Origin of the sequence: Leptothoe spongobia TAU-MAC 1115 (assembly GCF_018739885.1) — a bacterium.
Lineage (GTDB): Bacteria > Cyanobacteriota > Cyanobacteriia > Phormidesmidales > Phormidesmidaceae > Leptothoe > Leptothoe spongobia.
On sequence record NZ_JADOES010000025.1, the window covers coordinates 1 to 12617 of the forward strand.

12 protein-coding genes are annotated in these 12617 nt (G+C 50.0%); 4 read left to right on the top strand and 8 right to left on the bottom strand.

Annotated features, from left to right (window positions below; all coding sequences use genetic code 11):
- The first annotated feature begins 319 nt into the window (after positions 1–319).
- Positions 320–1519 carry a glycosyltransferase family 4 protein gene (locus IXB50_RS13180; protein WP_215609443.1) on the top strand — a complete coding sequence of 400 codons (1200 nt, stop codon included), beginning with the start codon at positions 320–322 and terminating at the stop codon, positions 1517–1519.
- Entirely contained in the window at positions 1516–2493 is a 978-nt protein-coding gene (locus IXB50_RS13185; RefSeq protein WP_246564481.1) for a lysylphosphatidylglycerol synthase transmembrane domain-containing protein, read from the top strand. The genes IXB50_RS13180 and IXB50_RS13185 overlap by 4 nt, the downstream gene beginning before the upstream one ends.
- A 34-nt stretch (positions 2494–2527) precedes the next feature.
- Here IXB50_RS13185 and gcvP read toward each other — a convergent pair whose 3' ends face one another.
- Positions 2528–5443 carry an aminomethyl-transferring glycine dehydrogenase gene (gcvP, locus tag IXB50_RS13190; protein ID WP_215609445.1) on the bottom strand — a complete coding sequence of 972 codons (2916 nt, stop codon included), beginning with the start codon at positions 5441–5443 and terminating at the stop codon, positions 2528–2530.
- Positions 5444–5742: 299 nt separating this feature from the next.
- Positions 5743–6135: a glycine cleavage system protein GcvH gene (gene gcvH, locus IXB50_RS13195; protein WP_215609446.1), complete on the bottom strand. Its 393-nt coding sequence runs from the start codon at positions 6133–6135 to the stop codon at positions 5743–5745.
- Positions 6136–6415: 280 nt separating this feature from the next.
- Between gcvH and IXB50_RS13200 the strand changes: the two genes are divergently transcribed.
- Positions 6416–7258, top strand: a complete 843-nt coding sequence (locus IXB50_RS13200) for a M15 family metallopeptidase (RefSeq protein ID WP_246564483.1) — start codon at positions 6416–6418, stop codon at positions 7256–7258.
- An 80-nt stretch (positions 7259–7338) separates the two neighbouring features.
- On the opposite strand, the gene IXB50_RS13205 is transcribed toward IXB50_RS13200, so the two are convergent.
- From IXB50_RS13205 to IXB50_RS13230, 6 genes are all read right to left on the bottom strand, one after another.
- Positions 7339–7626 (bottom strand): hypothetical protein, encoded by a 288-nt coding sequence (locus IXB50_RS13205; protein ID WP_215609447.1) that lies wholly within the window; start codon positions 7624–7626, stop codon positions 7339–7341.
- A gap of 87 nt (positions 7627–7713) precedes the next feature.
- Positions 7714–8652: a cation diffusion facilitator family transporter gene (locus IXB50_RS13210; RefSeq protein WP_215609448.1), complete on the bottom strand. Its 939-nt coding sequence runs from the start codon at positions 8650–8652 to the stop codon at positions 7714–7716.
- Between the two features lie 94 nt (positions 8653–8746).
- A complete protein-coding gene (locus IXB50_RS13215; RefSeq protein ID WP_215609449.1) occupies positions 8747–9373 on the bottom strand; it encodes a Uma2 family endonuclease in 627 nt (208 codons plus the stop codon).
- 8 nt (positions 9374–9381) lie between these two features.
- Positions 9382–9786: a hypothetical protein gene (locus IXB50_RS13220; RefSeq protein ID WP_215609450.1), complete on the bottom strand. Its 405-nt coding sequence runs from the start codon at positions 9784–9786 to the stop codon at positions 9382–9384.
- A gap of 4 nt (positions 9787–9790) precedes the next feature.
- On the bottom strand, positions 9791–10843 hold the full coding sequence (locus tag IXB50_RS13225; protein WP_215609451.1) for an ABC transporter permease: 1053 nt from the start codon (positions 10841–10843) through the stop codon (positions 9791–9793).
- A 98-nt stretch (positions 10844–10941) separates the two neighbouring features.
- Positions 10942–11469, bottom strand: coding sequence for an adenine phosphoribosyltransferase (locus IXB50_RS13230; protein WP_215609452.1), 528 nt, complete (start codon positions 11467–11469; stop codon positions 10942–10944).
- A 157-nt stretch (positions 11470–11626) separates the two neighbouring features.
- Here IXB50_RS13230 and IXB50_RS13235 point away from each other — a divergent pair, with 157 nt between their 5' ends.
- Positions 11627–12577, top strand: a complete 951-nt coding sequence (locus IXB50_RS13235) for a M23 family metallopeptidase (RefSeq protein WP_215609453.1) — start codon at positions 11627–11629, stop codon at positions 12575–12577.
- The last annotated feature ends 40 nt before the right edge of the window (positions 12578–12617 follow it).

Here is a 12617-nt window from a genome sequence, read left to right on the forward strand (position 1 = left end):
AGAGCACTAAGACCATTCGTATCACTTCATGTCTTTGCTGTCTTGTCAATGCGTAAGTCCTAGAGTTGATGGTTTTGTTGCAAGGAATCCATTATCTGGGCAAGCTTCGATTACCGACTTTAACCATGCATGTCCAAGCTTTTTCATTGTTGATTTAGAATATAAATCGATCTGTAAAAATGCCATATATCAGCATTTCTCGGACGGAATCATAGTTCGGATCAGCAATGGCCAACATGTAACTCAGGGCTTCTTCTAGAGAAAAACTACAGTTCTGGATGTGGACTAGGTTAATTCATTGCCGTTAAGCTAGCCATCAATGTCTCTGCGCGACAAACATATTCTTGTCCTCAGTTCAGTATATCCCCTCTCTCCGGATGGCAACCACGGTGCGTTCATCCGGGAAACAATTTTACGATTACGGCCAACGGGGGCTACGTTTAGCGTTTTTGCCCCTGCCTATGAAGGTAGTCAATCTTACGAGCTGGAAGGGGTAAAGGTTTATCGCTTTCGCTATTTTTGGAAACGGTTTGAAAATCTGGTACGGGATGGGGCCCCGACCAAATTAAAGCGGCAACCGCTCAATCTGGTTCCAGCCATGTGCTATGTGCTGTTGGGAGCATGGCAGCTATTTTGGCTATGCCGCAAGCTTCGTCCTGATATACTGCACGTTCACTGGCCATTTCCCCACGGGGTAATGGCCTGGCCTGCTAGTAAGATTTTTAATGTCCCCATGATTTTTAGTTTTCATGGGGGAGAGTTGCTGTTGGCAAGACGGTTTGGGTTTGTTGCCCACGCCTTACGGTGGCTCTTACCACAGACGACGGGGGCCACGGTAAATTCCTCCTTTACTAAGGGATTAGTTGAAAAACTAAGCCCTTCTTCAAACCCTTCTCCAGTCCAGGTGATTCCCTATGGTTTAACCGTAGAAGCAAAGGCCGTACCACCTCGACCGCCTCAGCAAGACCCAACTCTTTTATTTGTTGGTCGTTTAGATGAACGCAAGGGGGTGTCCTACCTGTTAGAGGCGCTGGCAAGCTTGAGACAAACTCGTCCTGTTCGTCTACGGATTGTAGGCGCAGGCATTTTAGAAACTGAGCTAAAGGATTACTGTCACCAACTAAACCTTGACCACTGTACTGATTTTCTAGGATTTGTTACCAAAAAAGAGTTGGTGAATGAATACGCTAGCTGTGATGTGTTTGTGCTACCTGCCATTGTCGATAGCAAAGGCGATACCGAGGGGTTAGGCATTGTCATGATCGAGGCCTTAGCCCATGGAAAACCAGTAGTCGCGACTGCGGTGGGTGGTATTCCTGATGTCATTAAGCCTGAAGAAACAGGGTGCTTAGTCCCTGAGAAAAATCCAGTAGCCCTGGCAAATGCGATTTCAGAACTGCTAGATCGACCTGATTGGGCGGCTCAGCTGGGACGGCAAGGCCTGGCTGACATTCAAGTACGGTTTGGCTGGTCTCGAATTGTTGAGCTTTGGCGTCAAGTTTACTTGCAAGCCCAATGAAACCGCTTACTGTTGTCAAAATCACTGTCAGTCTTATCCTGATTGCCCTGATTGTCACCCAGGTTGATTTTGTCGAGGCTGGACAACATATACAAACTCTTTCCTGGCCCTTTGTTGCTTTTGCCTTGCTGTTTTATACGGGTTTGCAGTGGCTCAGCTGCTGGCGTTGGCAGATGGTACTGAAGTCTCAGGGCTATCAGGTGCGTCTTCGCCCCTTGATGTCTAGCTATTTTGCTGGCATGTGGCTCAACATATTTTTACCTGGCTCTCTTGGGGGAGATGTCTATCGAGTTTACCAGGTCAGCCAACGAACTCAAGATTCTGAAGCTGCCTTAGTGTCTGTTTTTCTAGAACGCTTTACTGGATTGGCAGCGCTATCAGCCATCGCAGTAATGGGATTACCTCCTGCGTTTCAGTTAGTAGGTCGTTGGGACATTATTGCCTTGTTTTTAGGGGCCGTGGGGGCATTGGTCGGTGCAGTTTTACTGATTATGAGCCCACGGTTGTTGCAGTGGGCTGAACCTTGGCTGATGCGGTTAAGTCTGGGTGCGATCGCAGCCAGATTCACAAAAATTCAGACCCTGCTGCACCAGTTTGCCAAGGATCGCTCAGCGCTAGTCTCTTCAATGGGACTGTCTTTTATATTGCAACTAGGTATTGTTATCTATCATTTTCTCATTGCTCAACAGCTAGCTATCTCCATCTCGTTTTTGGCACTGGTGGTCTTTATTCCCATTGTGGTAGTGATTACCCTATTGCCCATCTCCCTAGGAGGGCTAGGTCTAAAAGAAGGCCTTTGGATCTATCTATTTAGTCGCGTCGGCCTGAGTTCAGAAGAAGCACTACTGCTTTCTTTAACCGTTACCTTACTAGGCTGGTTGCTGAGTATCCCTGGCGGCATAATTTTGCTGCTTGACTCAGCTGGCTACCAGCATGTGAGGGCTGCCAGAACAGAGAGTAACTCCTCCCCATAGGGGTTGGTTCTACATTGGCTCACCTATGGATGGCTTAGTCGGCTTCGTAGGCATCCATGGGTAGGCAGGAGCAGACGAGGTTGCGATCGCCATACGCTTGATCAATTCGATTTACCGTCGGCCAGAACTTCCGGTCCTTTGTCCATTGGGTTGGGTGCACCGCCTGTTCCCGGCTGTAGGGTCGTTCCCACTCAGCCGTCAGATCCACTGTCGTATGGGGCGCATTTACCAACGGATTATTATCCTGGGGTAGCTCTCCCGCCTCGATTTGACGAATCTCATCGCGAATGGCAATCATCGCATCACAGAAGCGATCTAGCTCAGCCAACGACTCACTCTCGGTAGGCTCTACCATAATGGTGCCCGCCACCGGCCAGGACATGGTGGGTGGATGGAAACCAAAGTCAATCATGCGTTTGGCGATATCATCCACATTCACATTGGCCGATTTCTTAAAGCCGCGCAGGTCCACAATGCACTCATGGGCCACCAAGCCCGCATTGCCCTTGTAGAGAATGTCGTAATGTCCTTCCAGGCGCTTGGCAATGTAATTAGCGCTAAGAATAGCGGTTTTAGTGGCATGGGTGAGTCCAGCCGCCCCCATCATCTGGATATACATCCAAGAAATTGGCAGGATACTGGCGCTACCCCAGGGCGCGGCAGATACTGCACCGACGGACTGCTCTGTACCCAACGTAGGCGTCAAGTTATGACCGGGTAAAAAGGGTACCAAATGTTTTTGTACACCAATGGGACCAACGCCAGGGCCGCCCCCACCATGGGGAATACAGAAGGTTTTGTGTAGGTTCAGGTGACACACATCAGCGCCAATGTCACCAGGGCTACACAGACCGACCTGGGCATTCATGTTGGCACCGTCCATATACACCTGACCGCCATGCTGATGAATGAGGTTACACACCGACCGGATGGTTTCTTCAAATACGCCATGGGTGGATGGGTAGGTGATCATCAGAGCGGCTAGATTGTCGCTGTGCTTTTCAGCTTTGGCAGTCAGGTCAGCGATGTCAATATTGCCATCGTCGTCGCACTTGACACCTACTACTTTCATTCCCGCCATGACGGCACTAGCCGGGTTAGTCCCATGGGCTGATTGGGGAATCAGACAAATCCTACGGTGGTCGTCCCCCCGTGTCTGGTGATACTGACGAATGACTAGCAGTCCGGCGTATTCTCCTTGAGAACCGGCATTGGGCTGGAGAGAAATGCCGGCAAAGCCCGTAATTTCTGATAGCCAGGTTTCTAGCTGCTCAAACAGTGCCTGATAACCCTTGGCCTGATCCAGGGGAGCAAAGGGATGAATCTGACCAAACTCAGGCCACGTGACTGGTACCATCTCAGCGGTGGCATTGAGCTTCATGGTGCAGGACCCGAGGGGAATCATGGCTGAGGCCAGGGACAGATCCTTCATTTGCAGCGCATACATGTAGCGCAGCATCTCGGTTTCGGAATGGTAGCTGTTGAAGACGGGATGGGTGAGGTAGTCGCTGGTGCGGGCAAGCGTTGCTGGAATGGTGGTCTCGGATTTGAGCAGCTCTAATGCTGGCATGGGTAAGTCGCCTGCAAATACCTGGAGCAGTTGAATTACGGTCTCAGGAGTGGCGGTTTCATCCAGGGCAATGCCGATGGTAGTGGCATCGATGCGGCGGAGGTTGATGCCTTGGCTGAGGGCGCGATCGCAAATCTCACCAGCCTGATCCCCTGCTTCTATGGCCAGAGTGTCAAAAAATGGCGTTTCCGGTACACCAAACCCTAGCTTATTCAGCCCTGATGCCAGTACTACTGTTAGCTGATGGACACGGGTGGCAATGGCCTTCAGACCCGCTGGGCCATGGTAAACGGCATACATGCTGGCCATCACTGCTAGCAGCACCTGGGCCGTACAAATATTACTTGTGGCTGAGTCGCGACGAATGTGCTGCTCGCGGGTCTGGAGCGTCAGCCGGAGAGCGGGTCTACCCTTGCTGTCTTTGGAAACACCCACAAGGCGACCGGGTAGCTTCCGAGCATAGGCTGTCTTGGTGGCAAAGTAGGCGGCATGGGGACCACCGTATCCCAGGGGGACGCCAAATCGCTGGGTATTACCCACAGCGATATCTGCGCCCATCTCACCGGGCGTCTTGAGTAATGTCAGACTCAGTAGATCGGCGGCCACCGTTACCAGGGCACCGGCTGCGTGGGCAGCGGCGATTACCTCGGTGTAGTCGGTGATGGCACCAGTGCTGGCCGGATATTGCAGCATCAGGCCAAATAGGGGCTGGCTAAAGTCGGGCCGCTTACCCACCACCACGTTAATTCCCAGGGGCAGGGCACGGGTTTGAATCACTTCAATGGTCTGGGGATGGCAGTCCGCCGATACCCAGAATGTCTTAGCCTTCTTAGCATCCTTGCTTTTGCAGACGCCCAAACTCAGGGTCATGGCTTCGGCGGCAGCGGTGCCTTCATCCAAGAGTGACGAGTTGGCGATTTCCAATCCGGTCAGGTCACTGACCATGGTCTGATAATTGAGCAGGGCTTCTAAACGCCCCTGGGAAATCTCGGGCTGGTAGGGAGTGTATTGGGTATACCAACCGGGGTTCTCTAGAATATTGCGTTGGATTACAGGTGGGGTGATGCAGCCGTAGTAGCCCAGACCAATGTAGCTGGTGAGCACCTGGTTTTGGTCTGCGATCGCACGAATACTCTGCAGTGCCTCGTGCTCGTTCATCCCTTCGCCCAGGGACAACGCTTGGGGTAGTCGAATCTCAGCCGGGACTGCCGTATCGATTAATCCTTCCAGGATGTCGTATCCCATTACCGACAGCATGTGGTCAATGTCTGTTTTAGTCAAACCGATGTGCCGCTCAGGAAAGTCATTGGGGGTGGCTAAATCCTTGGCCCAGTTGACGGAAGGGTTTGCAGACATCGGTTGAGACTGTTTGTAAGACATTGAGAACTCCGATAAGTAGATCTACGTATGTAGGTACGACAGTAAGCCGCTGGCAATCGTTCCCAGTGAGACTGGCAATACGTTCCCAGTCTCACTGGTAATACGTTTCCGGCGAAACTGGCAATACGTCCCCAGTGAAACTGGCAATACGTCCCCAGCCAAAAAAGCAAAAACCATCAGATTAAGATTCTGATGGCTTTAGTTAATTATTGTTACCTATTTTCTTCAGTATTTCACTAAGAATTCGTAAGCAGATTTGAAAACGCTTACCTACAGAGGCTTTGGCTAATGATTAATCACTACACCCCTTCTACCTGTTCAGCGTATTCCTCTGCCGTCATCATATCTTCATCCAATTTATCGAGATCATCAGCCTTGACCCTAATCAACCAGCCATCGCCATAGGGATCGTCCCCAATCTGCTCTGGAGCATCTAGGAGCTGGTCATTACGTTCAAGGACCTCACCATCCACAGGGGATTTCAAGTCTTCAACCGCCTTCACGGACTCGATGGTGCCAAATTTTTCACCAGCTTCAACGTTATCGCCTAGCTCTGGCAGTTCTAAGAACACCACATCACCCAGTTGGTCAATGGCAAACTCGGTGATGCCGATGGTGATAATGTCACCATCGATCTTGAGATACTCGTGGGTATCGGTGTACTGCAAATTGTCAGGATATTCAAAGGCCATGGGGGTTCCTCAGCACGTCCATAACTTGTGAAACGCCAATCATTAAACGCCTAATGCTTGCGATCGCAAGCTTCAGGCATGCTGCTCCCTGATTGGATAGCATTTATTGATGAAAGTTTGCCACGGAAGTTGGCTCAATAGATAGGGGTTGATAGACTTTCTTCTGTTTTTTTCTATGTTTTTCCAGGAATTTTCGGCTGGACTTGCCTCAAAAAAACATTGATGCCATACTCTAGCCGCAGAACAAATGACCGTACCCGTTCTGATCCCTGGTATACCCATGGCAAATTTTATTGATGATATTCCAGAAGCTCGGCGTGAAACACTGGTGGCTAGGGCCGAGCCAGTGCAGCGGACATCGTCTAGCTTTGTGCCTTGGCTGCTATTGATATTGGCTATCTTGGGTTTAGGCGGGGGCGTCGGATTTTGGTGGTTGCGCATGGGGGGGGCTAATACATCTGTAGCCGCTGAGCCTGAAGCGGCTAGTACGGAAACGTCATCCACCGCATCAGAGGCCGAGGGCGCAGCGGCAGCGGCAGTTGTCACGAGTGGCCCAGCAGTCACTCCAGTCAGTAGTGAGCCAGCGAGTAATGAGCTAGTCAGTAGTGAGCCAGATGTATACAATGACCTCTTGGGGCACCGTCCGTACGAAATTACTGACGAAAGTAGTCTGGTGACTATTTCTACGAATGCGATGGTTCGTCTCAAGCCTGAGGCAGCCGAAAAGGTAGAAATAATGATAGCGGAAGCCAGAGCTGTAGGTGTGAGTTTAGATGTGATTTCTGGGTTTCGTTCCTTAGAAGACCAGAAATACCTTTTCTTTGAGCTCAAGGCAGAACGTGGTCAGACGACTCAAACTCGTGCTGAGGTCAGCGCGCCTCCTGGATATAGTGAGCATCACACTGGCTATGTGGTGGATTTTATAGATACTTCCCAGCCTGCTACTGAGCTTAATGCGGCTTTTGAAACCACCCAGGCATTTCGTTGGTTAGAACAGAATGCAGCCTACTATGGGTTTGAAATGTCTTTCCCCAAGGACAATGAGCAAAATGTAGCCTACGAGCCCTGGCACTGGCGCTATGTAGGCAACCAAGAAAGTCTAGAAATGTTTTATCAAAACTAGACTCTCATCGGGCTGTAACCGTTAGGGTTGGGAACAACATTGGCTTTTGTCGTCATTAATGTGACCCATGCTATAAGTTGTTACTGCTTCCTTAAAAAATCCACCTGGGGTACGAGCGGATCGCTAACCACGCCAACACCCTCATAGCCCCAACGATCCAGCATTTGTTTGAGTTGCTGACCGCTGATGGGCTCCACTGCAAAGCGGTTGGCCACTTCAGTCGCATGCTGATTGACATAGCTCAGGGCTTCATAATCAGCATTAAACAACATCAGAAAACCCTTTGAATTTTCTGTATTACGTGGCTTGGCGGCCAGGTACTGACCATCTTGGGTGGAACGTAAAAGATAATAGGACTTGGTGAACATGACACCGAATATAGCGTTATTTCTAAGCTAAAAAAATTCTTTAAATGATCATATCCCTGTTGTGCACCTTAACTACTCTAATTACTGTCAGTCTGCAGGCATAGTGGCGCGATGAATCCAATTTCTATCGCACGTCACAATCAAATCCATGGCTAGGTAGGGGAAAGCATTTTGCAATTGTTGGTAAAGCTGTTCCCGCATTTTATCAACATGGGCCACGCCATAGTCTTTTGCCTGTTGTTCACTGACTTTGACATATACCTGTACATAGATCAGGCGTCCTGTCATTAAAGGTCGCAGGTGATAGTCTTCATGGGGTAAAGGCTGCAGTACATTGCCAACAATATCGTTTACCTGTTGCCGTAGTGAATCAGCTGGAGCTTGTCCCATAATTTGAGCCCAGTTGTCGCGCACAGTTTGTATGGGAATTGGCAAGACAAATAGTACTAACAAAATAACTAATGCTGGGTCAGCATAGGGGACAAGACTCTCTAAGGAGCTATGCTGCAAAAACAGAATCAAGCCAAAAGCGACAGCCACGGCCCCACTGATCAATCCGTCGATCAGCCAGTTTTTGGCATCCACATCCAGGATAGGGGAATGACTAGCTTGGGCATAGCGGTATTGCTGCCAGGCGAGGATAAGGCAGCCAGTGGAGGCTGCGATCGCATACCAAATCGCTACCCCCGCCTCAATCGGTCGTCCCCCATTCAACATCGACTCCGCCGACGAAAACAGCGCAAATATCGCCACAATAGCAATCACCAAACCCTTCCCCAGATTTAGCAACGGCTCAAACATTGCATAGCCAAAGGGAAACTCCTTATCTTCGGGTAGATAAAGTAAGCGAGCTACCCGTAGCGACAGCAGCGAAATCGCCAAGTGAATGGCCGAAAACACCCCATCAAACAAAATTGCCTCAGATGAGCTGATCACCGCAAACACTAGCCCCAGCAGCACCATACCCGCATTGCCAAAGATGGTGAGTTTGAGCGCCCGTTGTTCTAATTCCTGTTGGTGTGTCATCGGTGATCACCGTAGCGACAACCCTATCACCGTAGTGAACCCCCAAGACAGTAGTCAATTTTTATACCCCTAAAGCGTGGTTCTGATGGAGGACTCATAGGGACCGCTTTAATTGTTTAATAGCAACGCTAGTACCCTGCTCATAAGCTTGCTGCCAGCATTGGTTCACTAACTCTGGTACAGATAATTCTGGAAAGAAACGACTTTGCGAAACGGATTCATAACCATTGTCGTTGAGTCGATAAATCTGTAGGACTTTATTTTTCCAAATCCAAACCTCTAGAATTCGGTAAGGCAGATAATCTTCAGCCGCTGTGAAGCTAGTTACGTCTACCTCAACGACTAAGTCTGGTGGCGGATCTGTCTGCCAATCAATGCGCCATTTGCCAACGACCGCTTGCCAGTTATCTATATAAAAACAATAATCTGGTTCAATTCCCCCTTCTTCAGGTAAATCAATTGTGATGGGGGTGAAAGCTTCATAATCTTGCTCCCTATGCTCCAACAGTACTGTCACAATCTGATCAAGTATGTGGGCATCGCGGCCATGCACTGGCAATGGGGCCATCAATAAGATTTCTCCATCACGATATTTTATCCGCGGAATAGACGAATCTCCCCGCTGCTGAGCCAATCGCTGGTAGTCTTCCCAGCTGCCTGGCATCCGCATGACCGTACCTGGTCGTAGTTGAATTTTTTCTGGAGAAACGACAGCGTACATAGGTTGGCTCAATATCGTTCGTTGAACTCGCGGAATACATACATGTTAATAGCAGCTACTACAAAGCAGATGATGAAGATCAATACGCGGATGCCGTAAATCGGTTCATTCATCAGTTGGCCATCCTCAAAGATCGGGGTAAATGAAGGTTCTATCTTGGCCATGATGAACCCGGCGACAAAGGCGGTAATGGTGGATGTAGCCTGGGAGAGATTTTTTAACTCATTGCTAGTGTTAGGAGCGACTAAAAAACCGATCAGCCAGCCACCTGCCCAGCCGGAGACGGCAATCAGTACAGTTTGAGCAAAGCCTGGATCGTTTAGTTCGCCGTGGACGCGGTGAGCCAACCAGATCACAATCCCAAAAACAATAAACCCGACCAAGAGACCGCTATAGGAGCGAAAGGGTTGCATAGATCTAGTTCATTTTCGATAGCTTAATGCGCGGATCCACAAAGGATAGTGCCAAATCCGCGAGTAAGTTACCGATGATCAGCATGGTGGCTCCCATCATCAGACTGGCCATGATCAAATACAAGTCCTGAGACTGTACTGCCTGCAGCGTAAGTCTTCCCAGCCCTGGCCAGCCAAAGAAATATTCAGTAATAAAGGCACCGCTGAGTAGGCTGGCAAATTCAAATCCCAGTAATGTGATTAATGGGTTAATCGCATTACGCAGGGCATGGGTATAAATTACCCGATTCTCAGGCAATCCCTTAGCGCGAGCGGTACGAATGTAGTCCTGTCGGAGTACATCTAACATTTGTCCCCGCATGAGCCGCTGCAATCCGGCAAAGCTGGTAATGCTGAGGGCCAATGTCGGCAAGATCATATGCCAGCCTATATCAAGTATTTTGCCGAGCCAGGTGAGGTCATCATGGTTAATGCTGGTACGCCCTCCCACTGGGAACAGGGGAGCCGTCAGCTGGGCAAAAAATAACAACAACAAGCCGGTAATCAAAGCAGGAAAACCCTGGCCAATGTAGCTCAGGACTCTCAGGACTCGGTCGGCAACTTTGTTGTGGTTGATCGCCCCAATAATTCCTAGGGGAATTGCAATGGCCCAGGTAACAAGAATTGAGGCGATGGACAGGAGTAGTGTGTTGGGAATTCTTTCAGCTAGGACCTCTACCGCCGGACGTTGGTAGGCAAAACTCTCACCAAAATTGAGTTTAGTCACTACCTGATATAGCCACCGTAAGTACTGCTCCCCAATGGATTTATTCAGGCCAAACTGTTCTTCAAACTGCTGGATGGTTTCAGGAGAAATCTGTGGATTTTGTCGCTGGGCATCGAGAAAGTCGCCAGGGGCCAGCTGGATAATAAAGAAACTAAAGGCTGATGCTAAAAGCAGCGTCAGTAATGCCTGCAGAATTCGTTTGAGAACATACAGCGTAGTCTCACTGGTGAGAACCATCTGCAGTGTCTGTAAAGGAGAACGAGATTGGTTGGACGTTGGTTCTGCAGTCATGGGTGAGAAAACAGTTGGAGGCGGTCAGTTAGGGGCGATCAGGCGCAAAATATTGTTGTAGAGGTATTGCCTGCAATGCCTCTACAACAGAGGGTATCTCAGTATGACAGTAGCGTCGTGACCGGAACGTCGTCAGGTAACTTTTTGCGACCGTTTAAATCACTGAGTTCAATCACAAAGCTAAAGCCTGCGATGGTAGCTCCGGTTTTTTGAACCAGTTGAGCGGCGGCGGCGGCGGTTCCCCCTGTAGCTAGCAGATCATCGACGATTAGGGGGCGATGGCCGATACTGAGGGCATCTTGATGTACTTCCAGACTATCTTGACCATATTCGAGGTCGTAGGATACTTGATGTACGGCGGCGGGGAGTTTGCCCGGTTTGCGTACGGGTACGAAGCTGAGGCCTAGCTGGTAGGCAAGGGGCATGCCAAAGATAAAGCCTCTAGACTCGATACCGACGATGCAGTCTGGCTGGTGGGCGACTACTTGTTCTGCCATCAGGTCAATGCTGGCTTTTAATCCATCGGCGTTTTGTAGCAAAGTCGTAATGTCGCGGAATAGGATACCGGGTTTGGGAAAGTCAGGTATCTCGCGGATCAAGTTCCGGATATCTGCGGTGGATTTCACGGCTAGGACTGATGCAGGACGGCCTTATTCTATACCCTGCAGCCCTGTTGTTGTGGTTCTACACTTTGGTACTAACGAACGTGTCAGTTTTGTCTTGTCTTCTGGCCGGATTCCAGTAGGATAGGGGGCAGAAAATGTTCCTAATGGCCGACTGCCTGTGAATGACGTTACTCAGTCGCAAACAGCAATTCCCACCAAACGCCGATGTACCGTCACCGTATCCGCACGGGCGTGGCATGGTTCCAAGGCAGCGGCGCAGGCAGTGGGCTGTGGCAGCATTTCTGAACTACTTGAAAAGATAGGTACTGGCGAATTGGCGGTCGTTGTGGCCGATGAAGTTGGGCCACCACTCCAAGATGAGCCCATAGGATTTGACACCAAGAGTGTGGCGGAGTCATCAACGGCGCGAACAGTTACGGCTTGGCCATTGGACTCGGTGGATGAGCGCACGCCCGTGACTGCAGGCTCAAATGCTTCCCCCCAAACTACCCGCAAAGGTCTGTCTCAATTGCTAGGCAAGGTGCCTAAAGTTGTCCTGACAGCAGCCTGTGCATCACTTATTTTGCTGCCGCTTCTATATGTGTTAGACCTACGTCTTTCTGGGTCTAATACGAAGAAAGCGTCGATTGATTTAGAGAAGGCAATTACCTTGACAACGGGGGATACGGTGGCAGGGTATGACGTCACCGACCATATGCGCATTCGCCCTGTGCATCCGGTGACAGGCGCAGTCAATGTGCCCCATAACGGTGTGGATTTGGCCACTCCTTCTGGCACTCCGGTTTATGCCGTAGGCGTGACGGGTGATCAGGTGACCGTAGACTGCTGGTGGGATGTGGATGGCGGTGGCTGGGTGGCAGACCAGACGACAGAGTCCTATCCGCAACTGGTGTTTCAGTCTCTACATTTGCTGGAAAATGAGTGCCGCTCGGGCACCTTTACCAGTGGCGATGTGATTGCCCTGACTGGCAATAGTGGCCTGGGCTCAGGCGAACACTATGACTTTCGAGTAAAGCTAGATGGTCGCTATATTGATCCACCCAAGCAGTTGGTGGAAGCGGCTATCACAGGTAAGAAATTGACCCTGAATGGGATGTTAGATGAATAAGGAGCCAGAAGTCAGAATTCAGTAGACAGAAGCTATTGTC